This window comes from Actinocrinis sp., from assembly GCF_035653575.1.
Classification (GTDB): Bacteria; Actinomycetota; Actinomycetes; order Streptomycetales; family Catenulisporaceae; genus Actinocrinis.
In genome coordinates this window covers 1-24,950 of the sequence record NZ_DASRBQ010000028.1, presented here as the reverse complement: position 1 = coordinate 24,950, position 24,950 = coordinate 1, and the positions used below count along the sequence as shown (strand labels likewise).

20 protein-coding genes, 2 tRNA genes and 1 pseudogene are annotated in these 24,950 nt (G+C 68.2%); 15 read left to right on the top strand and 8 right to left on the bottom strand.

Annotated elements, in window-relative coordinates:
* Nucleotides 1–89 precede the first annotated feature (89 nt).
* Genes yidC through rpmH form a run of 4 tightly spaced genes read right to left on the bottom strand, consistent with a single transcriptional unit; the run spans nt 90 to nt 2,022 of the window.
* On the bottom strand, nt 90–1,193 hold the full coding sequence (yidC, locus tag VFA06_RS05070) for a membrane protein insertase YidC (RefSeq protein ID WP_324839216.1): 1,104 nt from the start codon (nt 1,191–1,193) through the stop codon (nt 90–92).
* A 40-nt stretch (nt 1,194–1,233) separates the two neighbouring features.
* Nucleotides 1,234–1,506 (bottom strand): membrane protein insertion efficiency factor YidD, encoded by a 273-nt coding sequence (gene yidD / locus VFA06_RS05065; RefSeq protein ID WP_324839215.1) that lies wholly within the window; start codon nt 1,504–1,506, stop codon nt 1,234–1,236.
* The gene (gene rnpA / locus VFA06_RS05060) at nt 1,506–1,877 is read right to left on the bottom strand and encodes a ribonuclease P protein component (protein WP_324839214.1); all 372 of its coding nucleotides are present in this window, start codon (nt 1,875–1,877) and stop codon (nt 1,506–1,508) included. Before rnpA ends, yidD begins: the two co-directional genes overlap by 1 nt.
* A gap of 7 nt (nt 1,878–1,884) precedes the next feature.
* The gene (gene rpmH / locus VFA06_RS05055) at nt 1,885–2,022 is read right to left on the bottom strand and encodes a 50S ribosomal protein L34 (RefSeq protein ID WP_211464442.1); all 138 of its coding nucleotides are present in this window, start codon (nt 2,020–2,022) and stop codon (nt 1,885–1,887) included.
* 553 nt (nt 2,023–2,575) lie between these two features.
* On the opposite strand from rpmH, the gene dnaA reads away from it, so the two are divergent.
* The 10 genes and pseudogenes from dnaA to VFA06_RS05005 all read left to right on the top strand — a co-directional run bounded on the left by dnaA (nt 2,576) and on the right by VFA06_RS05005 (nt 18,493).
* The gene (gene dnaA / locus VFA06_RS05050; RefSeq protein ID WP_324839213.1) at nt 2,576–4,141 is read left to right on the top strand and encodes a chromosomal replication initiator protein DnaA; all 1,566 of its coding nucleotides are present in this window, start codon (nt 2,576–2,578) and stop codon (nt 4,139–4,141) included.
* Nucleotides 4,142–5,177: 1,036 nt separating this feature from the next.
* A complete protein-coding gene (gene dnaN / locus VFA06_RS05045; protein ID WP_324839212.1) occupies nt 5,178–6,314 on the top strand; it encodes a DNA polymerase III subunit beta in 1,137 nt (378 codons plus the stop codon).
* Between the two features lie 176 nt (nt 6,315–6,490).
* Nucleotides 6,491–7,405 (top strand): phosphogluconate dehydrogenase (NAD(+)-dependent, decarboxylating), encoded by a 915-nt coding sequence (gnd, locus tag VFA06_RS05040; protein WP_324839211.1) that lies wholly within the window; start codon nt 6,491–6,493, stop codon nt 7,403–7,405.
* Nucleotides 7,406–7,499: 94 nt separating this feature from the next.
* A pseudogene (recF, locus tag VFA06_RS05035) lies at nt 7,500–8,729 on the top strand (DNA replication/repair protein RecF); the annotation flags it as partial.
* Nucleotides 8,730–8,848: 119 nt separating this feature from the next.
* Nucleotides 8,849–9,391: a DUF721 domain-containing protein gene (locus tag VFA06_RS05030; protein ID WP_324839209.1), complete on the top strand. Its 543-nt coding sequence runs from the start codon at nt 8,849–8,851 to the stop codon at nt 9,389–9,391.
* Between the two features lie 377 nt (nt 9,392–9,768).
* Nucleotides 9,769–11,880 (top strand): DNA topoisomerase (ATP-hydrolyzing) subunit B, encoded by a 2,112-nt coding sequence (gene gyrB, locus VFA06_RS05025; protein ID WP_414639827.1) that lies wholly within the window; start codon nt 9,769–9,771, stop codon nt 11,878–11,880.
* A 114-nt stretch (nt 11,881–11,994) separates the two neighbouring features.
* Nucleotides 11,995–14,679, top strand: a complete 2,685-nt coding sequence (gene gyrA / locus VFA06_RS05020) for a DNA gyrase subunit A (protein ID WP_324839207.1) — start codon at nt 11,995–11,997, stop codon at nt 14,677–14,679.
* Nucleotides 14,680–14,810: 131 nt separating this feature from the next.
* Nucleotides 14,811–15,587 carry a DUF3566 domain-containing protein gene (locus tag VFA06_RS05015; RefSeq protein WP_324839206.1) on the top strand — a complete coding sequence of 259 codons (777 nt, stop codon included), beginning with the start codon at nt 14,811–14,813 and terminating at the stop codon, nt 15,585–15,587.
* 95 nt (nt 15,588–15,682) lie between these two features.
* Nucleotides 15,683–15,756: transfer RNA gene (locus tag VFA06_RS05010), tRNA-Ile, on the top strand.
* Between the two features lie 229 nt (nt 15,757–15,985).
* Nucleotides 15,986–18,493 (top strand): PKD domain-containing protein, encoded by a 2,508-nt coding sequence (locus tag VFA06_RS05005; protein ID WP_324839205.1) that lies wholly within the window; start codon nt 15,986–15,988, stop codon nt 18,491–18,493.
* An 85-nt stretch (nt 18,494–18,578) separates the two neighbouring features.
* Here VFA06_RS05005 and VFA06_RS05000 read toward each other — a convergent pair whose 3' ends face one another.
* The 3 genes from VFA06_RS05000 to VFA06_RS04990 are packed head-to-tail and all read right to left on the bottom strand — an operon-like array spanning nt 18,579 to nt 20,701.
* Nucleotides 18,579–19,190, bottom strand: a complete 612-nt coding sequence (locus VFA06_RS05000; RefSeq protein WP_324839204.1) for a GNAT family N-acetyltransferase — start codon at nt 19,188–19,190, stop codon at nt 18,579–18,581.
* A 13-nt stretch (nt 19,191–19,203) separates the two neighbouring features.
* Entirely contained in the window at nt 19,204–19,890 is a 687-nt protein-coding gene (locus VFA06_RS04995) for an alpha/beta hydrolase (RefSeq protein WP_324839203.1), read from the bottom strand.
* A gap of 1 nt (nt 19,891) precedes the next feature.
* Complete coding sequence (locus tag VFA06_RS04990) at nt 19,892–20,701, bottom strand: DinB family protein (protein WP_324839202.1); 810 nt, start codon at nt 20,699–20,701, stop codon at nt 19,892–19,894.
* A gap of 70 nt (nt 20,702–20,771) precedes the next feature.
* Between VFA06_RS04990 and VFA06_RS04985 the strand changes: the two genes are divergently transcribed.
* Together VFA06_RS04985 and VFA06_RS04980 are read left to right on the top strand one after the other, a co-directional pair.
* Complete coding sequence (locus VFA06_RS04985) at nt 20,772–21,725, top strand: helix-turn-helix transcriptional regulator (RefSeq protein ID WP_324839201.1); 954 nt, start codon at nt 20,772–20,774, stop codon at nt 21,723–21,725.
* Nucleotides 21,726–21,863: 138 nt separating this feature from the next.
* Nucleotides 21,864–22,253 (top strand): hypothetical protein, encoded by a 390-nt coding sequence (locus VFA06_RS04980; RefSeq protein ID WP_324839200.1) that lies wholly within the window; start codon nt 21,864–21,866, stop codon nt 22,251–22,253.
* 108 nt (nt 22,254–22,361) lie between these two features.
* Here VFA06_RS04980 and polX read toward each other — a convergent pair whose 3' ends face one another.
* Nucleotides 22,362–24,104, bottom strand: a complete 1,743-nt coding sequence (polX, locus tag VFA06_RS04975) for a DNA polymerase/3'-5' exonuclease PolX (RefSeq protein ID WP_324839199.1) — start codon at nt 24,102–24,104, stop codon at nt 22,362–22,364.
* A 199-nt stretch (nt 24,105–24,303) separates the two neighbouring features.
* Here polX and VFA06_RS04970 point away from each other — a divergent pair, with 199 nt between their 5' ends.
* The 3 genes from VFA06_RS04970 to VFA06_RS04960 all read left to right on the top strand — a co-directional run.
* Nucleotides 24,304–24,438 (top strand): DLW-39 family protein, encoded by a 135-nt coding sequence (locus tag VFA06_RS04970; protein WP_324839198.1) that lies wholly within the window; start codon nt 24,304–24,306, stop codon nt 24,436–24,438.
* Between the two features lie 189 nt (nt 24,439–24,627).
* Nucleotides 24,628–24,700 (top strand) — tRNA-Ala (locus VFA06_RS04965).
* 37 nt (nt 24,701–24,737) lie between these two features.
* Nucleotides 24,738–24,950, top strand: a 213-nt coding sequence (locus tag VFA06_RS04960) for a ribbon-helix-helix protein, CopG family (RefSeq protein WP_324839197.1), incomplete at its 3' end; no start/stop codon positions are given.

Here is a 24,950-nt window from a genome sequence, read left to right as displayed (position 1 = left end):
GCCTCGACGGCCGAATCCGTCACCGTGTACTCCCTACGTCTGTCCTGGCCCGCATCGCCGGGCACCACCCTCGGGGATCCCCCGAAAAGCTATTTCTTCCGCGCGCTGCGCGTGGTGCGAACCGGCTGATTGCGTTGCGGCTTCGGCCGGGCATCCTCGATCTGCTTGGTGCCTGCGGCGTTGCCCGCGGTGCCGGTCTTCGCCTTCGCCGCGCCCTTGGCCGTGGCGCCGTTGACCGACTTGGCGCCGTTCGTGCCCACTGTCTTCTCGCCGGCCTGCGGAGGAACGGCGTCGACCGGCTCGCCCTCCTTGGCAGCCTTCTTGGCCTCTTTGGCCGCCAGGCGGGCGAGCTTGGCCTCGTGCGCCTTGGAGCCGGGCTGCGGTGCGTTGTGCAGCATGTAGAACTGCTGGCCCATGGTCCAGAAGTTAGTGGTCAACAGGTAGATAAGCACGCCGACCGGGGCGATGAAGCAGAACAGCGCCATCAGCGGAGGCATGACGTACATCATCATCTTCTGCTGCTGCACCATCGGATTGTCAGGTGCGCTGTTCTTCAAGATCATTTGACGCTGCGTGATGAATTGGGTCACCACGTAGACCACCGTCATCGCGATGATCACGACCTGCACGTTCAGCGTCGTGGAGCCGACCGCGGCCAGCTGCTTCGCGGGCGTGTTGAAATGCGCCGAGATCGGCGCTCCGAAGATGTGGGCCTTGTTCGCGCTGGTCACCAGCACGGCGGTCATGGCGCCGATCGACCTGCCGTTCGCCACCAGGTAGAGCATGCGGTAGAGCGACATGAAGAAGGGCGACTGCACGAGCAGGGGCAGGCAGCTGGCGAACGGGTTGGTCCCGTGCTCCTTGTAGAGCGCCATCATCTCGCGCTGCTGGCGCTGGCGGATCTCGTTCTTCCTGGCCGGATCGAACTTGGCCCGGTCGAGTTCCTTCTTGTACTTGTCCTGGAGCTTCTTGACCTCGGGCTGGACGCGCTGCATCGCCAGCATGGACTTCATCTGCTTGAAGAACAGCGGGATCAGCGCGGCCCGGATCAGCACGGTCAGGAAGACGATCGACAGACCCCAGGCCCAGCCGCTGTCGGGCAGGAACACCTGACTGAACAGCTTGTGGAATCCGGCGATGATCCAGCTGACACCCCAGATCAACGGATCCAGAAGCGAATACAGCGACGACACGGTCAGGCTCCTCGGCTCGACTCAAGACCCACGAACTACCTCACACGGAACGGCGCGCCGAAGCAGCGTCCCCGTCCATATCCACTATCCGCCACGCGCCGCGTGGAGGCACCGGGTCGACCCCGCCGGCGCTCCACGGATTGCATCGCAGGATCCGCCATGCCGTCAGGATCGAGCCCTTCACCGATCCATGTACCGCAATGGCCTCGTACCCATAGTGCGAGCAACTCGGGTAGTAGCGGCACACCGGTCCCAGCATCCGCGAGATCGTCAGCTGGTACAGCCGGATCAAACCCATCAGCAGGTACTTCATCAGCGCCTCCCGAGCCGCCCGAGCGCCGAGTCGAGGTCGCGCGCCAGCTCGCGGCCGTGCGCCTCGGCGGCCGGCGGCAGCGCCCTGATCACCAGCACCGCGCCGTCCGGCAGCTCGTCGAGCCGCTGCGCCACCAAGTGCCGCAGCCTGCGCTTGACCCGATTGCGGGTGACCGCCGGGCCCACCGCCTTGCTCACGACGAAGCCCGCACGGGCTGGACCCGTACGGGCTTCGGCAACGCTCGAGTTCGTCACGTCCAGGTCGGCCCGCCACAGGTGCGCGACGAGCGTCGGCCGCCCCGCCCGGCGCCCGCCGCGGATCGCGCGGGCGAACTCGTCGCCCCGCTTCACACGGCGGTCTGCGGGCAGCACCTGAAAGCTAGGCGGAAAGGTTGCGCCGGCCCTTGGCCCGGCGCGACGAGAGGATGGCCCGGCCGGCGCGCGTGCGCATGCGCAGCCGGAAGCCGTGGGTCTTGGCGCGACGCCGGTTGTTCGGCTGGAAGGTGCGCTTGGTCACTGGGGCTCCAGACAGGTGCTGATTCGGTCCTCGACGTCTCGATACCTGGAAGGTGTCGTGTGGAGCGCTTGCTGCTCCGGCGGCCCGCATCGTCGCGCTGGAGGCGTCCATTCCGCAGGCATGACACAACGCCGGTCGGCATCTCGACCTGCTTACGGTACGCGGACGATCGGCGACGGGTCAAACCGCCCGTTCCGATCACACACGGGCACCATTACTAAGCCGTTGGCGACTACCGAAGCGCCAGGCGATCGACCACACGCATCGGTACGACGCGTTAAGCACAGACCTGTGGACAACAAGTTGAACAGGGCGCGCTGGATGGCTACCGTCATCCGAGTCGCTATTGCCGGTCGAGTCGCCCGAATCCAGGTCCGCACCATGTCTGAGCTGCACGCTTTACGGTCGCGGCGGACGCGGGCCCAGCCGTGCGGCTGCCCCGGGGGAAACACCGGCGACCGCGCGCAGTCAGACGCCGGGTTTTCCACAGGGCTTGTGGAAAACTTGTGGACGGGCGCGACCCCTGCCCAGACCCGACCCGTGAGTGGTAGCCGTGCCTGACGATCCCTCCCGTTCCGTTCCCACGGACGGCGGCCCCCTGGACTTCGCGTCAGTGTGGGCTGCGTTCCTTTCCAGCGTCGACGCGGCGGACTCGGTCAGCCCGGGGGATCGGGCCTTCCTGCGCGTGATCGTGCCGATGGCGCTGGTCGGCGACACCGCCTTGCTGAGCGTGGGCGACGAGTTCTCCAAGGGCGTGCTGGAGACCAAGCTGCGGGATCTGATCACCTCGGGGCTCGGCCGCATCCTCGGCCAGGAGATGCGGATCGCCGTCACGGTCGCGGCCGCTAAGCCGGCGCCGGCCCAAACCGCGCCGCGTCTGCCGTTCGCTCCCGCGCCCGATGAGCGCGTCCCCGCCGATCCGGAGGGTTCGGCGCAGCCGCTTCCCGCGCAGCCGCCCATTCCGCCGCCGACCCGCAGTCCCGAGTTCGCCGACGGCGGGCGAAGCGATGACGGACCGGCGAACGCCGGCGCGCCGAGGCCCGAGCTCGCGCCGCACGGAAAGCAGCAGGGGACCAAGGAGGGGGAGAACGCCCGCCTCAACCCGAAGTACCTGTTCGAGACCTTCGTCATCGGTTCGAGCAACCGGTTCGCGCACGCCGCCGCCGTGGCCGTGGCCGAGGCGCCGGCCAAGGCGTACAACCCGCTGTTCATCTACGGCGACTCCGGCCTGGGCAAGACGCACCTGCTGCACGCGATCGGCCACTACACCCGCTCGCTGTACCCGGGCACGAAGGTGCGGTACGTCAGCACCGAGGAGTTCACCAACGACTTCATCAACGCGATCCGTGACGGCAAGCAGGACCTGCTGCGCCGCCGCTACCGCGACATCGACATCCTCATGATCGATGACATCCAGTTCCTGGAGAACAAGGAAGGAACGCAGGAGGAGTTCTTCCACACCTTCAACGCGCTGCACAACTCCAACAAGCAGATCGTCATCTCAAGTGACCGGCCGCCCAAGCAGCTGACCACCCTGGAGGACCGGCTGCGCTCCCGCTTCGAGTGGGGCCTGATCACCGACGTGCAGCCGCCGGAACTGGAGACGCGTATCGCGATCCTGCGCAAGAAGGCCGCGCAGGAGGGACTCAACGCACCGCCCGAGGTGCTTGAGTTCATCGCCAGCAAGATCTCCACCAACATCCGCGAGCTCGAAGGCGCCCTGATCCGGGTGACGGCCTTCGCTTCGCTCAACCGCGCCCCGGTGGACTTCCCGCTCGCCGAGGCGGTGCTGCGCGACCTGATCCCGGACAGCGGCGGTTCCGAGATCACCACCGCCACGATCATGGCGCAGACCGCCGCCTACTTCGGGCTGTCGATGGAGGACCTCTGCGGTACCTCGCGCAGCCGCGTGCTGGTGACGGCGCGTCAGATCGCAATGTATCTGTGCCGGGAGCTGACGGATCTGTCTCTGCCGAAGATCGGGCAGCAGTTCGGCGGCCGCGACCACACCACCGTCATGCACGCGGATCGCAAGATCCGGCTGCTGATGGCCGAGCGCCGCTCGATCTACAACCAGGTCACCGAGCTGACCAACCGCATCAAGTCGATGCGCGGCTGACCGCTTCTCCTACCGCACCCTCTCTGCACCTAACGCATCGCTGTATCCACAGGCATGTGGAAAAGTTATCGCGCTGTCCACAGCGACGTGTGGATAACTGAACACACAACGTCGCTGCCTTATCGGATCCCGTTTTCGGATTACGCGGGTTATCCACAGACTGTCCACAATGCCGATCCACGGCGCGTTAACACACACGCGCAGTCGAGTTCTTTTCGTCCGGAACCGGGCGTGTCATCTCACACCGGCTCGAATTAGTCGACTAATGTCCCCATCGACGCACCGAAGCGAAGAGAGCTCAGGAAAACGACATAACGGACATCGCTAGGCCGTTGCACACCGGTTTCCCACACCCTGTGGATGCTTGGGGATAACTTCTGTGCATAACTCCGCAGGTCGCAGCCGCTTCGCCCATCCGGGTGAACGCGTTGTCCCCAACCCTGGTGATCAACTTGGGGACAGGCTGTGCAAAACCGGGCTCCGACTGTGGAAACCGTGGGGAAAACTTTTCGCCATCCACAGGTCGCCCTCGATTATCCCCAGGTTGTACACATACCCCTGTGCACAGAATTTCTCAGCTGAGCTGCGAAAAAGGCCGTTTTCCACATATCCACAGCGCCTACTACTACGACTACAGAGATATAGACCGGGATCCCGAACTGCAGCCGTCTCGGCTCGAATCTGTGGAAAACCGTCGTCGGTCCTCTGAGGTCCAACCTCTCCGAACCTAGGTAAGCTGGCGCCCACAGCAGCGCCAGGTCCTCATTCGCCTTTCTTCCATCCACCGCCTGTGGAAAAACCTCCGGATCGCGCGAGCCGCTCCAGCGGACGCACAGCCGGCTCCGCAACCGGCTCGCACCGGTTCCACAGGCGGCACACCGGCTGTCGGAAGAAGGCGGCATGATGGGTCCCGGCGCGGCCGCCCCGACCCGTCGAGCCCCGCGCGGCGAAGCCAACGCCACGCGGCAGAACCCATACCCAGCCGTATCCGGCCGCCGAGGCCGGCGGCGCCCCCACTGCCAGGAGGCGGATACCGGTGAAGTTCCGAGTGGAACGCGACGTACTTGCCGACGCGGTCGCCTGGACCGCCCGCTCGCTGCCGGCCAGGCCGCCCGCTCCGGTGCTCGCCGGCCTGCTGCTGCGCGCCGAGGGCGGCCTGCTGACCGTCTCCGGCTTCGACTACGAGGTGTCGGCCCGCTCCGAGGTGCCCACCGAGATCGAGGAGGAGGGCACCGCGCTGGTCTCCGGCAAGCTGCTGGCCGAGATCACCCGGTCGCTGCCGAACCGCCCGGTGGAGATCGCCACCGAGGGCTCGAAGGTCACCCTGGTCTGCGGCACCTCCCGGTTCACCCTGCAGACCATGCCGGTGGACGACTACCCCGCGCTGCCGAGCATGCCCGGGGCCAGCGGCGCCATCGCGGGCTCCACCTTCGCCGCCGCCGTGGCGCAGGTCGCCGTCGCGGCCGGCAAGGACGACACGCTGCCCTTCCTCACCGGCGTGCGCGTGGAGATCAACGGCGACACCCTCCGCCTCGCCGCCACCGACCGCTACCGCCTCGCCGTGCGCGAAATCCTGTGGAAGCCGGAGCGGGCCGACGCCGAGGCGGTGGCCCTCGTTCCGGCCAAGACGCTGTACGACATCGCCAAGTCGCTCACCTCCGGCGAATGGGTCACCATCGCGCTGTCGAGCGAGGACGGCGGGGCCGGCGAGGGCCTGATCGGCTTCGAGGCCGGCGGCCGGCGCACCACCACCCGGCTGCTGGAGGGCGAGTTCATCAAGTACAACGCGCTGTTCCCGGCCGAGTACACCGGCGCCGCGGTCATCGAGACCGCCCCGCTGATCGAGGCCGTCAAGCGCGTCGCCCTGGTCGCCGAGCGCAACACGCCGATCCGGCTCAACTTCTCCGCCGGCCAGGTCACGCTGGAGGCCGGCTCCGGCGACGAGGCGCAGGCCTCGGAGACGATGGACGCGGTCTTCGAAGAGGAAGACATCTCCGTCGCCTTCAACCCCGGCTATCTGCTCGAAGGCCTCGGCGCGATCGACGCCCCCTACGCCCAGCTGTCCTACACGACCTCCACCAAGCCGGCCGTCCTCACCGGCCGTCCCGCCGTGGACGCCGACCACGACCCGGCTTACCGCTACCTGATCATGCCGATCCGCCTGTCCGGCTGAGCCCCCGGTCCGACCGACCCCGCGGGGCGCGGGCAACCCCCGCGGGCGAAGTGTGCGGCAACCGGGCACGGGCGATACGGTCGATCCCGGAAGCAACAGCGTCGTTGGGCGACAGGGTCGGTCGGACCCACGGAGCGGTCACAGCCTCGGCTCCGGGACAGCAGAGAGAAGGCGTCATGGAACTCGGACTCATCGGTCTGGGCAAGATGGGCGGAAACATGCGCGAGCGCATCCGCCGGGCCGGGCACACGGTCGTCGGATACGACCGCAGCCCGGACCTGTCGGACGTGGGCTCGCTCAAGGATCTGGTCGGCTCCCTCTCCGCGCCGCGCGTGGTGTGGGTCATGGTCCCGGCCGGCGGCCCGACCCACTCCACCATCGAGGAACTCGGCGAACTGCTGTCCGAGGGCGACGTCGTGGTGGACGGCGGCAACTCGCGGTGGACCGATGACAAGAAGCACGCCGAGCACCTCGCGACCAAGGGCATCGGCTTCGTCGACGCCGGGGTGTCCGGGGGAGTGTGGGGCCTGCAGAACGGCTACGCGCTGATGGTCGGCGGCGACGCCGCGGACGTCGCGAAGGTGCAGCCGATCTTCGACGCGCTCAAGCCGGCGGGAGAGTTCGGGTTCGTGCACGCCGGTGCGGTCGGCGCCGGCCACTTCTCCAAGATGGTGCACAACGGCATCGAGTACGCGATCATGCAGGCCTATGCCGAGGGCTGGGAGCTGCTCGAGGCCGTGGCCGAGGTCACCGACGTGCGCGAGGTGTTCCGGTCCTGGAAGGAGGGCACCGTCATCCGGTCCTGGCTGCTGGACCTGGCGGTCGCCGCGCTCGAACAGGACGAGCACCTGGAGAAGCTGCGCGGATACGCCGAGGACTCCGGCGAGGGCCGCTGGACGGTCGAGGCAGCCATCGACCACGCCGTGCCGCTGCCCGCGATCACCGCCTCGCTGTTCGCCCGGTTCTCCTCCCGCCAGGAGGACTCCCCCTCGATGAAGATGGTCGCCGCGCTGCGCAACCAGTTCGGCGGACACGCGGTCACCGGCGCCGACGGCAAGCACGCCGCCGAGCACCGCACCCCCGGAGCCTGACGGGTCGTCAGGCGCGCGGTTTCCGCGCCGCCGCGCCCGACGGCCCAAGGCGGGAATCCCGACCCCACGCGGTATCACAACAGGAACGTAGGCAGTGCGTCTCAGCCATCTGTCGCTGGCCGATTTCCGGTCCTATGCCGGTCTCGAGCTTCCGCTCGAGGCCGGCGTCGGCGTGTTCGTCGGCCGCAACGGCCAGGGCAAGACGAACGTGATCGAGGCGATCGGGTACCTGGCCAACCAGGGCAGCCACCGGGTGGCCCAGGACGCGCCGCTGGTGCGGGCCGGGGCCGAGCGCGCGGTGGTGCGCGGCGCGGTGCGGCACGAGGACCGGACCGCGCTGGTCGAACTGGAGATCAACCCGGGCCGCTCGAACCGGGCGCGGCTCAACCGCTCGCCGGTGAACCGGCCCCGTGACGTACTCGGCTACCTGCGTACCGTGCTGTTCGCGCCGGAGGATCTGGCGCTGGTGAAGGGCGATCCCTCGGAACGGCGCCGGTTCATCGACGAGCTCCTCGTCGCGCGCGCCCCGCGGTACGCGGCCGTGCGCGCGGATTACGAACGCGCGCTGAAGCAACGCAACGCTCTGCTGCGTTCCGCCTCGATGGTGCGTCGTGCGGCCCGCGGCGGTCAGACGCCTGATCTGAGCACCCTCGACGTCTGGGACGCGCATCTCGCCAGGGCCGGGGCGCAGTTGCTGGCCGCGCGGCTTGGACTGCTACGTGCGCTGACACCGTTGGTCGACAAGGCATACGGGACGATCGCCGGTCACCCGGGCGCGACGCTGGAGTACCGGCCGTCCTGTCCGCTCGACCCCGAGGCGCGTGACGAAGACGCCGCCGGTTCGCAGCCGGCGGCGGGATCCGCGAGCGCTGTCCAGCCGACTGCCGCTGGCTCGACCGCCACGAGTCGTCCGCCGGATGTGACTGAACTCGAGGCCGCGCTCGCCGCGGCCCTCGTCCGTTCCCGCCCGGACGAGGTGGAACGCGGGATCACACTCGTAGGACCGCACCGCGACGACTTGCTGCTCGCGATCGACTACGGCAGCGGGCCCCTTCCCGCCAAGGGCTATGCCAGCCACGGCGAATCCTGGTCGTTCGCGCTCGCCGTGAAGCTGGCCTCGTACGAGCTGCTGCGCTCCGACGGCATCGAGCCGGTGCTGCTGCTCGACGACGTGTTCGCCGAGCTGGATTCCTCGCGCCGCGCGCACCTGGTGTCGGTCGCCGCATCCGCCGAACAGGTCCTGATCACCGCCGCTGTCGATGCGGACGTGCCGGCTGAACTGCGCGGCGTTCGCTACGACGTCACCAAGGGTGCGGTAACGCGCCGGGATGAGAACGAACCGGCAGCACCTGTCCACAGCCCTGTGGACGAACTGGACGCCGACGACTCGAACGATGAGAGAGCTGACAGCGGCGCTGTCGCTGACGCTTCGGAGCGCTCCGCGTGACCGACGCCGAGAATTCCTCAGGCCTTCGCGGCGCCGATCTCGCCCGCGCCGCGCTCACCGCGGCACGCAAGCGGGCCCGAGAGCTCGAGGAGGGCAGAGCGCTGCGCCGCGGTTCGGCGGAGGCCAACGCCCGGCGCTCCAGCGCTCGTCCCGACGAGCGCGACCCCCAGCCACTGGAGGCCACGCTCTCCCGGCTTCTCGCCGAGGCAGGCTGGGAGGCCCCTGCCGCCGTCGGCGGCATCATCCACGGCTGGGCGGACATCGTCGGCCCGCGAATCGCCGCGCACTGCGCCCCGATCTCCTACGAGGACGGCGTGCTTACCGTGCAGACCGACTCCTCGGCATGGGCTACCGAGCTACGCCATCTATCGGCGACGCTGCTTTCCCGGCTTAACGCTGCGGTACCACGCCGTGCAGTACCCGGCGGCCCTCCGCGTGACGCTATAGAGCGCATTTCCGTCATCGGGCCGAATCCACCGAGCTGGCGCCGCGGTCGTCTGTCCGCGAACGGCGGTGCGCGAACCAGGCGAGTGCCCTGACCGTGTAGTCCTCTGGGCGCTCGGTGCTGCGTGCCCAGTGATCCGAAAGCGGCAACCGCGCACTACAGGGACCGACCACCCGCCAAGCGCCCGTAACGAGCACGCGTGGTGCAGCTGGTTATTCTGCGACAATCGGGTGGTATGACTCGGCGCCGCGAACGACGCCGTCATCGCGCCGAGCGTTTACCGACCCCCCAGCGCGTAGGGGGACACTTAACTAAGGGTGGATCAGCTCAGAAGCGCTGTCAGGGCGCGTGTGCCGCATCTTGTCCCCGTGAACCGGTAGAATGGAACAGGTTCTAGGCAGTCGGGGACTTCAGGCTGACGGCGACCCCTCGCCACCTCCTGTCCCGCGACGGCCTGCTGCTGGTGCCGCGATGGCGCGCTCCAGCTCCTCGCCTTGTGGCCCCGGCTCCTTCCCCAGCCGGCCGGTGCCGCTGACGTTGAGAAAGGGTTTCGCGTCCGTGGTCGCTTCAGAGCAGTCCGACCAGTCCGCCCCGGCGGTCGATGAGAACACCGCCGTCCCAGCGGCCGCCAGAAGCGGAAACGGCGACTACGACGCCAGCGCGATCAGCGTCCTCGAAGGCCTCGAGGCGGTGCGCAAGCGACCCGGCATGTACATCGGGTCCACCGGCGAGCGCGGCCTGCACCACCTGGTCTACGAAGTGGTCGACAACGCCGTGGACGAGGCGCTGGCCGGCTACTGCGACAACATCGAGGTCACGCTGCTGGCCGACGGCGGCGTCAGCGTCGTCGACAACGGCCGCGGCATCCCGGTCGGCATCGTGCCGGGCCAGGACAAGCCGGCTGTCGAGGTCGTGCTCACTGTGCTGCACGCCGGCGGCAAGTTCGGCGGCGGCGGCTACGCGGTCTCCGGCGGCCTGCACGGCGTCGGCGTCTCGGTGGTCAACGCGCTGTCCACCCGGCTGACCGTTGCGGTCAAGACCGACGGCGCCCTGTGGACCCAGGAATACCTGCGCGGAACACCCACCGCCGACCTGCACAAGGGCGAGGCCACCACCGAGACCGGCACCACGGTCTCCTTCTGGGCCGACGACGAGGTCTTCGAGACCACCACCTACAGCTTCGAGACGCTCTCCCGCCGGTTCCAGGAGACCGCCTTCCTCAACCGCGGCCTGACCATCTCGCTGACCGACGAGCGCCCGGAGTTCAAGGACGAAGAGGGCAACCCGCGCGCGGTGCGCTACCACTACGAGGGCGGCATCGCCGACTTCGTCCGGCACATCAACGCCGCCAAGGGCGATCTGGTGCACCCGCAGGTCATCGAGTTCGAGGCCGAGGACACCGACCACAAGATCTCCGCCGAGATCGCGATGCAGTGGAACACCCAGTACTCCGAGGGTGTGTACAGCTTCGCCAACATGATCAACACCCCGGACGGCGGGACGCACGAGGAGGGCTTCCGTTCGGCGTTGACGAACATCGTCAACAGGTACGCCAAAGACCAGAAGCTGCTCAAGGACAAGGACGACAACCTCGCCGGCGAGGACATCCGCGAGGGCCTGACCGCGATCATCTCGGTCAAGCTCGGGGAGCCGCAGTTCGAGGGCCAGACCAAGGCCAAGCTCGGCAACACCGCGGCGCGCACCTTCGTCCAGAAGATCACCTACGAGCAGCTGGCCGACTGGTTCGACCGCAACCCGAACGAAGCCCGGGACATCGTGCGCAAGTCGATCCAGGCGGCCACCGCCCGCATCGCCGCGCGCAAGGCCCGCGAGCTGACCCGGCGCAAGGGCCTGCTTGAGACCATGGCGCTGCCCGGCAAGCTGGCCGACTGCCAGTCCACCAACCCCGCGGAGTGCGAGATCTTCGTGGTCGAGGGCGACAGCGCCGGCGGCTCGGCCAAGTCCGGCCGCGACCCGCGCGTGCAGGCCATCCTGCCGATCCGCGGCAAGATCCTGAACGTGGAGAAGGCCCGGATCGACCGGGTGCTGCAGAACAACGAGGTGCAGGCGCTGATCTCCGCGCTCGGCACCGGCGTGCACGACGACTTCGACATCGCCAGGCTGCGCTACCACAAGATCATCCTGATGGCGGACGCCGACGTCGACGGCCAGCACATCACCACCCTGCTGCTCACCCTGCTGTTCCGGTTCATGAAGCCGCTGATCGAGGCCGGGCACGTGTACCTGGCCGCGCCGCCGCTGTTCAAGGTCAAGTGGACCGCCAACGACTTCGCCTACGCCTACTCCGACCGGGAGCGCGACGCGCTGCTCGCCGCCGGCGCACAGGCGGGCCGGCGGCTCAAGGACGACACCGTGCAGCGGTTCAAGGGTCTCGGCGAGATGAACGCCGAGGAGCTGCGGATCACCACCATGGACCGGGACACCCGCATCCTGCGCCAGGTCACCCTGGACGACGCGGCCCAGGCCGACGAGCTGTTCTCGATCTTGATGGGGGAGGACGTCGAGGCGCGCCGCCAGTTCATCCAGCGCAACGCCAAGGACGTGCGCTTCCTGGACATCTGACCCCCGTGCGGCGCGGCCCGCCGCGCACCGCGACCGCGAAGACCGCCAGCACCGCGTCTTCGAGACAACGTCCTAGAAAAGCTGGCCTTCGTTCAACAGAAGGAAAGACCCTCCGTGGCAGACGAGAACAACCCGACCGGCCCGGCCGATCCCGGCACCGCCCCCGCGACCGAAGGCGCCGTCGCCGCGCCCGTGATCGAGCAGACCGGCGACCGCATCGAGATGGTCGACCTGCTGACCGAGATGCAGCGGTCCTACCTCGACTACTCGATGGCCGTGATCGTCGGCCGGGCGCTGCCCGAGGTGCGCGACGGCCTCAAGCCGGTGCACCGCCGCGTGCTCTACGCCATGTACGACGGCGGTTACCGGCCCGACCGCGGATACTTCAAGTGCGCGCGCGTCGTCGGTGAGGTCATGGGTGTCTACCACCCGCACGGCGACTCCGCGATCTACGACACCCTGGTCCGGCTCGCCCAGCCCTGGGCGATGCGGATGCCGCTGGTCGACGGCAACGGCAACTTCGGCTCGCCGGGCAACGACCCAGCCGCCGCGATGCGGTACACCGAGTGCAAGCTCGCCCCGCTCGCCATGGAGATGCTGCGGGAGATCGACGAGGAGACCGTCGACTTCAACCCGAACTACGACGGGCGTTCGAGCGAGCCGGTCGTGCTGCCGAGCCGCTTCCCGAACCTGCTGGTCAACGGCTCCTCCGGGATCGCGGTCGGCATGGCCACGAACATCCCGATGCACAACCTGCGCGAGGTCAACGACGGTGTCCAGTGGTACCTCGCGCACCCTGAGGCCACCCCGGCCGAGCTGCTCGAGGCACTGATCGAGCGGATCAAGGGCCCGGACTTCCCGACCGGCGCGAAGATCGTCGGCCGACGCGGCATCGAGGACGCGTACCGCACCGGCCGCGGATCGATCATCATGCGCGCCGTGGTCGAGGTCGAGGAGATCAACGGGCGCACCTGCCTGGTGGTCACCGAGCTGCCGTACCAGGTGAACCCGGACAATCTCGCCTCCAAGATCGCCGAGCTGGTCAAGGACGGCAAGATCCAGGGCATCGCGGACGTGCGCGACGAGTCCTCGTCCCGCACCGGCCAGCGCCTGGTGATCGTGCTGCGCCGGGACGCGGTCGCCAAGGTGGTGCTCAACAACCTCTACAAGCACACCCAGCTGCAGGACACCTTCGGCGCCAACATGCTCGCCATGGTGGACGGGGTGCCGCGCACGCTCTCCCTCGACGCGTTCATCCGCTACTGGGTCGAGCACCAGGTCGAGGTCATCGTCCGGCGCACCCGCTACCGGCTGCGCAAGGCCCAGGAGCGCGACCACATCCTGCAGGGCCTGCTCAAGGCGCTGGACGCGATCGACGAGGTCATCGCGCTGATCCGGTCCAGCCAGACGGTCGAGGTCGCCCGGGTCGGCCTGATGAACCTGCTGGAGATCGACGAGGTCCAGGCCAACGCGATCCTGGAGATGCAGCTGCGCCGGCTGGCCGCCCTGGAGCGCCAGCGGATCCTGGACGAGCACGAGGAGCTGCAGCTGAAGATCGCCGAGTACCGGGCCATCCTGGAGTCCCCGGAGCGGCAGCGGCAGATCGTCTCCGACGAGCTGCAGGCGATCGTCGACAAGTACGGCGACGAGCGGCGCTCGCAGCTGGTGCCCTACGAGGGCGACATGTCCATCGAGGACCTGATCCCCGAAGAGGACATCGTCGTCACCATCACCCGCGGCGGCTACGCCAAGCGCACCAAGACCGACCTGTACCGCTCGCAGAAGCGCGGCGGCAAGGGAGTGCGCGGCGCCCAGCTCAAGCAGGACGACATCGTCGACCACTTCTTCACCACCACCACGCACCACTGGATCCTGTTCTTCACGAACAAGGGCCGGGTCTACCGGGCCAAGGCCTACGAGCTGCCGGATTCGGGCCGTGACGCGCGCGGCCAGCACGTGGCCAACGTCCTGGCCTTCCAGCCGGACGAGACCATCGCCCAGGTGCTGGACCTGCGCGACTACGAGGTCGCGCCGTACCTGGTGCTGGCGACCAAGCGCGGCCTGGTGAAGAAGACCGCCCTGAAGGACTACGACTCCCCGCGCTCCGGCGGCGTGATCGCGATCAACCTGCGCGAGGACGACGAGCTGATCGCGGCCGAGCTGGTCTCCCCGGACAACGACCTGCTGCTGGTCAGCAAGAAGGCGCAGGCGATCCGCTTCCCGGCCTCCGACGAGTCGCTGCGGCCGATGGGCCGGGCCACCTCCGGCGTGATCGGCATGCGCTTCCGCGAGGACGACGAGCTGCTGTCGATGAACGTCGTGAAAGAAGGCACCTTCGTCTTCACCGCGACCGACCGCGGCTTCGGCAAGCGCACTGCGGTTGAGCGGTACCCGGTACGCGGCCGCGGCGGCCTCGGCGTGATCGCGGCGAAGACCGTGGACGAGCGCGGCGACCTGGTCGGCGCCCTCATCGTCGAGGAGAACGACGAGGTGCTGGCGATCACCGCGAGCGGCGGAGTCATCCGCACCGGCGTCTCCGGCCTGCGCGAAACCGGCCGCGACACGATGGGCGTGCAGCTGATCCACGTCGCCAAGAAGGACGCGGTCATCGCCATCGCCCGCAACGCCGAGGCAGCCAACGGTGACGCGGACGGCGGCGAGGGCGAACCCGACGAGGCCGCGGACGCGGACAACACCGGGCTTGAGCCCGAGGCCGCGGCCGTGGACAGCGCGGGGCAGGCAACGGAAGACGGGGGTACCGTATCCGGAGCGGAACCGACGACCCCCGACGAAGCGTAGTAACCAGGAGCGAGTAGCCGGGCGGCGAGTCGGACTCGCCGCCCCGGGTATAGAGCCTGGGGCCTGCGGCCTCGTCCGGAGGTACGCACCAGACGATGAGCAACTTCGATGCAGGGGCCCTGGAGACGACCGTGAGTGAGAGCTCAAACCCGATAGACGGGCGGCCTTCGGGCAGCCGCAGCTACGGCGAAGCCCCGGCCGCCGTGCACTCGGCCGCGACACAGACCCAAACCGCGCCCACGGCCGCTCCCCCGTTCCCCACGGCGGCTCCCGCGCCGACCCCGGTCACCGCGGGCGTGGGCGCGAGTTCCAGCGGCGCGACCAGCCAGTTCCAGCCGGCGCCTGAAGGCCCTGACAGCCGCCGCTCCGGCTCCGGCCTGACCGGTCCCGCGGAAGGCGTGCGCGGCGCGCTCACCGGCGCCGGCCGCTCTTTCGCCCGCGTCGGCGCCGCGATCGGCAGCGCCACCCAGGAATCGCGCCAGAACCGCCCCGCCGGCGGCCCGAGCGGCCAGGTCTCCCCGCAGGCGCGCGTCCGCAAGGCCCGCCTGCGCGTGGCCCGAGTGGACCCGTGGTCGGTCATGAAGGTCTCGTTCGTGCTCTCCATCGCGATGGGCATCGTCACGATCGTCGGCACGGCGATCGTGTGGAACGTGCTCAACGCCCTCGGGGTCTTCAGCTCGCTCAACAAGACCGTGGGCGACCTCACCAGCAGCGGCACCACCACCGGCACCAGCTCGTTCAACCTCTCCAGCTTCCTGTCCTTCGGCCATGTCGAGGGCTACATGATGATCATCGCGCTGGTGGACGTGGTGCTGGCCACCGCACTGGCCACCCTCGGCGCGTACCTCTACAACCTCGCGGCCGGCTTCGTCGGCGGCTTCGAGGTCACCCTCGCCGAGGACCAGTAAGCCCGCCCGGCGGGCCGAATCCGGTTTTGGGGCGGCCCGCTCGATGCGGTAACCTGCTCTAGCGCTCGCACCGCGGCAGCGGTATCGGGCGCGATGGACCTATAGCTCAGTCGGTTAGAGCGCTTCCCTGATAAGGAAGAGGTCGGAGGTTCAAGTCCTCCTAGGTCCACCTCTCAGTTACTCTCCGCCGCAACGTGAGCGAGAATATGCGAACCAAGCGGCACGGCCTCACAGTTTTGGCTTAGAACGCCCTCGTCACGACGAGTTGTGGGCCCAAACGCATTGACGGCTTGTCTCAGCGTGAGGATAAAGTTGTCGCGCGTCTGTTCAGACGCTGTGCTGCTCGTTCGAGGGGGATCGCGTTGATTCGGCGCGTTGCGGGACCAGTTGCCCTGTTCTTGTCCGCCGGTTTCCTGAGCGCGCCCACCGCGGCGCACGCGGACGCGGTGATGGACCTGTATGTGAACAACGCGTCGTCCGCGCACTGCTCCAACACAGACGCGAACGCCGGCTCCTCGGCCGTGCCGTTCTGCACCATTCAAGCCGCCGCCGACGTGGCTGCGGCGGGTCAGACCGTGCACATCGCCGCGGGATCGTATCCGGAGCAGGTGACGCTGAGCCGGTCGGGCACGGCGACCGCGCCGATCAAGTTCGTCGGGGTGACCGGCGGTCCGGCCCTGTTCAACTCGAGCGTCAAGGTAGGCGACGTCTCGGGGAACAGCGTCTCGTACGGGCTCGAAATCACCGGTGCGCGGTACGTCTCGGTGTCCGGTGTCAGTGTGTGGAGCGGGACCATGGGCACGGCTCTCGTGACAGGGTCCTCCAACGTCGAACTCCAGCGCGCCAGCTTCCTGGGCGCAGTAGCTTCGGCGCCGGTCGTCGAGATTGACGGGACCTCGTCCGCCGTCGAAATGGACAACAGCTACGTCCGCACGTCGTCGCGGACCGTCCCGGCAATCCGGGTCGACGCAGGCGCCATTGGGACGGTACTGGCACAGAACATCGTCGAGCCCGGTGCCGACACCGGCCTTGAGGTCAACGGCGCTGCGGAGACGGCCGTGACCGCGAACACCGTCGTGGGCTTCTGCTCCACTTCCTGCGTTGCTGTAGACGGCGGCGCGACGGGCACGCGGCTCGAGAACAACATCGTGCGGCGCGCGAGCCAAACGGCGCCGGCCGTGCTCGTCGACGCGGCCTCGGCTCCGGCGACCACGCTCGACTACAACATCGTCTTCGCACCCGGCGTGGGCATCGACTACCAGTGGGCGGGCAGTGCGTATACGTCTGCCGCCGCGCTTGCCGCGGCGACCGGTCAGGGTTCGCATGACCTGACCACCGATCCGAAGCTCGGCAGCAATTACCTGCCCGCGGAAGGCTCGGCGGCGATCGATTCCGCCGACGCGAACGCCGTTGGAGAGCTCGCGACGGACTACTACGGCACTGTCCGAGCCGACGACCCGTCGACCGCGAACACGGGAACCGGCGGCGGATACTACGACCGTGGCGCGGTGGAGTTGGCCGACCCGATCGCGGTGGGGCTGTCCGCCTCCTCGAGCTGGGCCAGCGGCTCGGTGACCGAAACGCTGACCACGGCATTCACTACTGCACCGTGGTCGACCCAGGCTACATACGTTTACGACTTCGGAGACGGCGTAACGCAGACGTCGAACTCCCCGAGCATCACGCACACCTACTCCGCGATAGGTGCTTACCGTCCGTCTGTGACGGTAACCGATGCGGCCCACGGCACCGCGAGCGCAACGAGTTCGGTGACTGTCGCCGACGGCAACGCCTACTACCCGCTCACCTCCACGCGCGTCCTCGACACGCGTACAGGCGTGGGGACCGGCGGAGTTAAGGCGAAGCTTGCTGCGATGGGCACCCTCAAGCTCACACTCGCCGGGGTTGGATCGTTCCCGTCCAACGCCGCGGCTGCGGTACTCAACGTGACCGTGACCAACCCTGGCGACGGCGGCTATCTGACCGTCTATCCGAGCGGGACGAGTCTGCCCAAGGTCTCGAACCTGGACTTCCGAGCCGGACAAACCCTGGCCAACCTCGTGACGGTCAAGGTCGGCACCGACGGCGCGGTCCTGCTGCGCAACACCAGCTCGGCGCCGACAGACGTGATCGCCGACCTCGACGGCTACTACGGACCGGGCGCGGGCAGTTCCTTCGAAGGCATCTTCCCGGAGCGGGCGGCCAGCGCCATCGTTCAAGCGGGCACGTCGGTGCCGATGAACGTCAACGTCCAAGCGATGGGCTCGGGGTTCGCGTCGCAGGTGACTGCTGTGGCGTTGAACGTTACGGTCACGCAGACCGCCGGTAGCGGGTATCTCACCGTCTATCCGGCCGGCGCCGCACGCCCGCTTGCGTCGAGCATCGATTACGCCGCAGGCGTTTCGGTGCCGAACATGGCCATCGTCCCGGTCGGTCCCGACGGGACGATCAACGTCTACGCCTACGGCGCTGCGAACACGAGCGTCAAGGTGCTGCTCGACGTCGCCGGCTTCTACTCGACCAGCACCCAGGGCAGCGGATTCATCCCGGTCACGCCGACGCGGCTGATCGATACCCGGAACGGCACCGGAACCGGCACCCCGGGCAAGGTGGAAAATATCCTGCAGATCGCCGACGCCCAGCTGACCGCGATGCCGCCGGCCGCCACCGAACTGGTCAGCAACGTCACGGTCACCAATCCCACCGCGACCAGCTACATGACGGTCTTCCCCGGCTACTCGGTCATAACGCAGACCTCGAACCTGGACTTCAACGCCGGCCAGACCGTGCAGAACATGGTGATGGTGCCGACCTGGGCGAACAGCAGCGAGCCCTACCTGGACTTCGCCATGAACGGCTACGTGCAGGCCGATGTGATAGTCGACATGTTCGGCTACTTCGACTGACGGGTGGCGTAGCCAGGCGGATCGGCAGGCCGGCTGCCGACACGAGTCCGCGGTGCCGCCAGTGTTGTCGGTGCTGTCAGTGCTGTCAGGCCGGAGCTACCACCTTGCTCACGATCCACGCGTGCTTGCCGACCTGACGCACGCGGCTGAATCCGAACTCTTCGAACAGCTCGACGGTCGCGCTGAACAGAAAGCGGCCCGGCGCCTCGCGGCCGGCGGTCACCTCGGAGATGGCCTCGACGCGGCCGCCGCCCGCCAGCGCGATCTGGTCGAGGGCGCCTTCTAGTGCCGCCCGCGCGATGCCCTGACCGCGGTGCTTCTTGTCGACGTAGAAGCACGTGATCCGCCAGTCTGGCCGAAGCGGCGGCTCCTTCTCGTAGGCGATCCGGTGCTTGATGGCGGGCAGTTCCTCAGGGCTGCCGAACTGGCACCACCCCTGCGCCGCGCCATCCTGGTCGAAAACGAGCGCGGCGTGCGCGCGATCGGTGCGGACCCGCTCCTCCTTGATCGCGCGGTGGCTGACATCCGGGCCCCGCAAGGTGCGCTCCGGGTGGAAGCCGACGCACCAGCACCCGCCGAAGATCCCGTTGTTGCGCTCGACGAGTTCCGCGAACGCCGGCCAGGTCGAGGAATCGAGCGGGCGGACCGTGTACGAGGTCTGCCCTGTTTGCTGTGTCTGCTGCGTCTTCGGTGTCATCGCGCCCTCCTGCTCACGCCTCGTCGGCCGCCGCCGCGAGGAGCCGGGCCAACTCGGCGGGCCTGGTGAACATCGGCCAATGGCCCGAGTCGATGTCGACGAACTCGACGTGCTTCGCGTTGGCCAGTTCCGGCACCTCGCCGGCCGCGATCCACTCGCGCGCCTGGGCCGGGGTGAATTCGGGGCACACGACGACGACCGGGACGTCGAACCGTCGCTCGTCGGTCAGGTGCACGACGCCTGTCGCGACCCCCTCCGGCACCGGGATCGCGGCGGACGCGATGGCCTGCCTGGCCTGCTCGTCGAGGTCGGCGCTGTCCGGGCCCTCGAACGGGCCCCAGCCGGGAAACGGCATCGCGCCGTCCTTGATCTCGAAGAAATCGGCGTAGGGCCGCCCGTCCGCGCCCGGGAAGCCACCGATCAGTGCCAGCTTGCCCACCCGCTCCGGTCGCGCATCGGCGGCGAGCCAGGCCAGCGTGCAGGCGGCAGAGTGCCCGACCACCATGGGTTTCCCGGCCGCCGAATCAACCGCGGCGAGTACCGTCGCCACCTGGTCGTCGAGCGTGGCGGACGTCGAGCCGTCGCCTTGGCCCGGGAGGCTGACTGGTACCGGGCGATGGCCCAGCGACTCGAGTTCGGATGCGACGTCGGCCCAAACAGATGCGTCGAGCCACAAGCCGGCGATCAGCACGATGTCCATGTCAGTTCTCCTTCTCCGGGTTCTCCAACGCGGTCAGATCCCGCTCGGCGTAGAGCCGGTGCTCCCACTCCTCCTTAAGCACGATGAGAAGGCACTGCTTCAACGGGAAGGCCTCGATCTGAGGCCAGCCGGGCTCCAGGCGCGTGACCGTGGAGGCGAGTTGCTCGTCGGTGAGCGACTTCATCACGTCCCGAACCGTGGATTGCCGTTCACGGCGCACCGCGAGCACTTCGTCGAGTGAAGGCCGCGCCTCGCGATCCCACGGAATGCCGTCCCAACCCGGCGCCTCATCCCACGGCAGATCGAGCGCATGCCAGGGCGAGGCGTCGCCGAGCATCATCCGGTTCACCCACGCAGCGCTGGCGAAGTTAAGGTGTCGCAGGGTTTGAATGAAGGACCATTCGTCGTCGACGCTCTCATGCAGCATTGCTTCTGGCAGCGTCCGTGCCCGTGCGAGCGTGCCCTCCCACAGACGCTCCAGGATCGCCCACGCTTCGCGGAATCCGTCGCCATCGCTCGGCTGCATCTTCGCCCGCTCGGGCATGCGCCGATTGAGCTCCGCGTCCACGAGCGGCGCGACATCGACGCCGTTGATGACGACGTTTCGCAGCTCGGCACTGATCTCTACGTCGATCAGCTCGGCGCCGCGCATGCGGGCCCCACGGGCGAAGGCGCCGCGGAAATCCATCCCCGACATGTCGACCGAACGCACGCGGGCGTCGTTAAGCGCCACGCGGGTGAAGTTGGCGCCTCGAAGATCCACGCGCTCGAAGCGCGCCCCCGAGAGATCCTGGTCGCGGAACTCAGTCATGGACGTCACGCTAAGACCTATTCCGGACGATCCGCTTCCGGTTACCGTCTCTTCCGCATAATCTGCTCATGTGTCGAGCGAGCTGAGCCCCACCGCCCGGGCCCTGCGCACCCTCGAGATCTTGCAAAACCGCCCCGGCACGACGGCTGACCAGCTCGCCGAGCGGCTGGGTGTCACGGAACGCGCGGCGCGGCGGTACGTCGGCATCCTGCGTGAGGCGGGAATCCCGGTCGAGTCGGAGCGTGGCCCACATGGCGGTTATCGGCTCGGGCGCGGTACGAGGCTGCCGCCGGTGGCTTTCACGCAGGCCGAGGCGCTCGGCCTTGTCATGGCGGTGCTGGACGGCCGGCCGGCGGCCACGGACGTCGACGACCTCGTCGGCGCCGCGCTCGCCAAGGTCATCCAGGCGCTGCCGGAGAGCATCGGACGCCAGGCCGCCGCGCTGCGAGAACACGCCTGGGCCGCGCCAGACCGATACTCGACCCGCCCGGACCCGGCGACGACCAGCGCACTCGTCGCGGCGGTCGCGGCCAGGCGCCGCGTGCTGATCACGTACCGCAGCGAAGCCGGCAACGAGTGGGAGACCGAAGTCGACCCGTGGGCAGTGGTCGTCCGCTTCGGACGCTGGTACCTGCTGTGCCACTCCCATCGCGCGAACGCCATCCGCACATACCGAGTCGACCGGGTCCATGCGATCCAGCAGACCACGCACCCGTTCGAGCCGCCTGCCGACCTCGACCCGGTCGCCGTGCTGGAGGAGAACCTCGGGATCGGATGGGAGTTCTCGGCCCGCGTGGTTTTCCACGCTCCGCTCGCCGAGGTCGCACCGTGGATTCGGCGTCCCATGGGACGGCTCGAAGAGTCGAGAGACGGGTGCGTTCTCGTCGGGAGCACCACGAACCCGGCGATGTACGCGCAGGAGTGGCTGGCGAACGTGCCGTTCCCATTCCGGGTTGAGGGCGGACCGGAGCTGCGCGCCGCGGCTGCGGAGGTAGCGGCACGTTTCACGGCAGCGGTCAGCTGAGGCGGGCGCGGCCGTTCACGGCGCTGCCCGCGGTGCTTTCCCGCGTTCAACAGGCGAACCGCTAACGCACCGCGACGTTTCACCCCGCCCAAATCGGATAAACACCTGAATCCATCTCAGCCGGAGGAGATGAGCACGATGCTCCTTCTGGGTTTGGTCTTGTTCGGTGCCGCCGGAGCATTCGCCGGCTTGCTGGTCACGCAGAACGCGGCGAACGGTCCCGACTACACGGTCTCGCTGTTCGGCTTGGACCTGGGCAGGTTGAGCACGCCGCACGCCTTCCTCGCCGGAATCGCGCTCGCGCTGGTGTTCAGTCTGGGCCTGGCACTCGCGGTCGGCAGCATGCTGAGGACCCGCCACCGCCGCGCCGCCCGGCTCGCGGAACGGCGCGAGGCGAGCCGGCTGCGGGCCGAACGCGACGAACTCGCGGCCCGCCTCGGCATCCCGGTCAGCCAGACGGCCGATGAGGACTTCGAGGAGACCGCGCCGCTCGCCCCGACGATCTTCCCGTGGGCGAACCCGTGGTAGTCGACCGAGATCCAGCAGACTCCGGCAGATCCCCGCCTGACGGCCCGCGCACCGCCCACGATGCTCAATCCCGATAAGGCACTAGCCGGTTCTTACCGCATCAAGCGATCAAGCGGTGCGCCGAGACGCCTTGCCTGTCTTCTTCAGGAACGTTCGCAGCTCTCGTAGCGGCCACGTGTTGATGACGTCTGCCGCCGAGAGCCAGCCGCGCTGCGCGGTACCGACGCCGAAGCGGATGAGGTCCAGGTTCGCGGTGGCGTGCGCGTCACTGTCGATGGCGAACTTCACCCCGAAACGGCGGGCCGCGAGGATGTCCTCGTCGCGCAGGTCAAGCCGGTCCGGCAGGCTATTCACCTCCAACGCCGTGCCCGTGCGGGCGGCCGCCCGGAACACCTCGTCCCAGTCCGCGTCGATGCCGGCCCGACGCCCCAGCATCCGCGTGGTCGGGTGGCCGATCACGTTGACGTGCGGGTTCTCGCAGGCGCGCACCAAGCGCCGGGTCATCTGCGCGCGCGACAGGTTGAAGTGCGAGTGCACGGAAGCCACGCAGACATCGAAGCCGGCCAGGAAGTCCTCCGGCCAGTCCACCTCGCCGTCCGGATCGATGTTCAGCTCGGCGCCGTGCAGCAAGGTCATCCGCCGGTATTTGCCGTTCAGCTGCCGCACCTGTTCACGCTGAGCGAGGATCTTCTCGTCCGTCATGCGCTGCATCACCAGGTTCGGTGCGTGATCGGTGATCGCGTAATACGCGTAACCGCGCGCGGCCGCCGCCTTGACCATGTCCTCCAACGACGCGACGCCGTCGGTGAGGTTCGTGTGCGTATGCAGGTCGCCGCGTATGTCGGCCTCGGTCACCAACTCGGGCAGTGTGCCGTTGCGCGCCGCCTCGATCTCCCCGCGATCTTCGCGCAGCGGCGGGGGCACCCAGGCCATGCCCAGCCGCGCGTAAAGCTCCTCCTCGGTCTTGGAGACGACCAGCTCTCCGCTCTCGACCTCGAACAGGCCATACTCGGAAAGCTTGAGCCCGGCGCGTACGGCGATCTCGCGAACCCGCACGTTGTGAGCCTTCGAGCCGGTGAAGTACTGCAACGCCGCGCCCCACGACTCGATCGGCACGACGCGCAGGTCGACCTGCAAGCCGGAGGTGGTGCGAATCGAGGTCTTCTTGTCGCCCTGCGCGATCACCTCGGCGGTGTCGGGCAGCTTGGTCAGGGCGCGCATGATCGGCCTCGGGTCCGACGAAGCGGCCAGGACGTCGATGTCGCCAACGCTCTCCCGGAAGCGGCGCAGCGAGCCGGCGTATGTACAGCGCTCGCAGCCGACCACGGCCGACAACTCGCCCACGATCCGCTCGGCCACCGACGTGGCGACGTCCAGCTGTACCCGGCCCTCGGACTGCTGCAGCAAAGCGACGCCGTGCAGGATGTTCTCGCCGGTCTTCGGCCCGAAGCCACGCAGCCGATCGAGCCGGCCAGCCTGGATCGCGTCGACCAGCTCCTCGATCGAGGCGACGCCAAGCTCGCGATGCAGCGTCAGCGCCTTCTTCGGCCCGAGCGTCGGGATCTCGACCATCTGCCGCACCCCGGCCGGAATCGCCGCGCGCTGCTCCTCCAGCGCCTGAATGGTGCCGGTCCGGCAATACTCGACGATCTTCTCCGCGATCGACCGGCCGACACCCGGCAGCCTCTGCAGCGTCTTGGCGTCCAGCGCGCTGACGTCGCCTCGGTACCCGCCCACGGCATGGGCCGCTCGCTCGTAGGCGCGAACCTTGAAGGCGTCACCGCCCGTAATCGTCAGCAGGTCGGCGAGCTCCATGAGCGCGGCCTCGACCTCGTCATTCGACGGGGCCATCGCGATCACCGCCCCTCGTTCCGGCTCCTCACCTCATACCCGAACGCGCTTTCCGCACGCGGCCGCGGCGCCGCGATACGCCACGGGCCCTGATAGCACCGGTGGGCGACCATCCGGTGCGCGGCTGTTATCCTCAATCCGCACGGGAACTGTCGGGAACGGACAGGCCGTCTCAATCTCTAGTGAAGGGCCGGTGGCCATGAAGAAGCTGCTCCTGCTCGCCCTGTTCGCCGCGGGCGGTTTCCTCGTCTACCGGCAGGTTCAAGCCGACAAGGCGGAGCAGGACCTGTGGACCGAGGCCACGGACCCGGTCCCCGCCAACACCAAGGGCTGACCCGGCACCCTGGCTCGACCGGCCTGACGGCGCACTGACGTTCTGCGGCGGCGTCCCGCGCACCGGCTGAAATCCAACGGCGCGCAGCACGCCGCCCCGGTAAGATCCAGGCACAGTAGGATCGCAGCGCACGAAAGGGCCCGGCACCTCCGGGCTCGTCCGTTCAGTCGGCAGGCAGCGCCGCACCGCGGGGCCATAGCTCAACTGGCAGAGCACCGCCTTTGCAAGGCGGGGGTTGGGAGTTCGAGTCTCCTCGTCTCCACCTAAATTGGTATGACAATTTGTGATACGCTCGTCTCGTGGCTGCTATCAGTGTGCGTTTGGATGACGATGCGCTTCGTGCGCTGACTCAACTCGAGGCGGCCGGGCTTTCTCGCTCTGAGGCGATTCGGCGCGCGATCATCGACAGCGCCTCCCGGCTTCAGCAGCGCCGCGGGCTCGCCGCTGAAGCTGCTGCGCTCCAGGCAGATGAGGCTGATCGTCGCGAGATGCTTGAGGTCGCGGCTCTGATG

Excerpts from the sequence above, each read along its gene's own strand:
- polX (WP_324839199.1), bottom strand. The coding sequence starts at position 24,104 with ATGGCCCCGTCGAATGACGAGGTCGAGGCCGCGCTCATGGAGCTCGCC.
- VFA06_RS04990 (WP_324839202.1), bottom strand. The coding sequence starts at position 20,701 with ATGACTGAGTTCCGCGACCAGGATCTCTCGGGGGCGCGCTTCGAGCGC.
- gnd (WP_324839211.1), top strand. The coding sequence starts at position 6,491 with ATGGAACTCGGACTCATCGGTCTGGGCAAGATGGGCGGAAACATGCGC.
- gyrB (WP_414639827.1), top strand. The coding sequence starts at position 9,769 with ATGGCGCGCTCCAGCTCCTCGCCTTGTGGCCCCGGCTCCTTCCCCAGC.
- VFA06_RS05000 (WP_324839204.1), bottom strand. The coding sequence starts at position 19,190 with ATGACACCGAAGACGCAGCAGACACAGCAAACAGGGCAGACCTCGTAC.
- VFA06_RS04995 (WP_324839203.1), bottom strand. The coding sequence starts at position 19,890 with ATGGACATCGTGCTGATCGCCGGCTTGTGGCTCGACGCATCTGTTTGG.
- VFA06_RS04980 (WP_324839200.1), top strand. The coding sequence starts at position 21,864 with ATGCTCCTTCTGGGTTTGGTCTTGTTCGGTGCCGCCGGAGCATTCGCC.
- yidD (WP_324839215.1), bottom strand. The coding sequence starts at position 1,506 with ATGAAGTACCTGCTGATGGGTTTGATCCGGCTGTACCAGCTGACGATC.
- VFA06_RS04970 (WP_324839198.1), top strand. The coding sequence starts at position 24,304 with ATGAAGAAGCTGCTCCTGCTCGCCCTGTTCGCCGCGGGCGGTTTCCTC.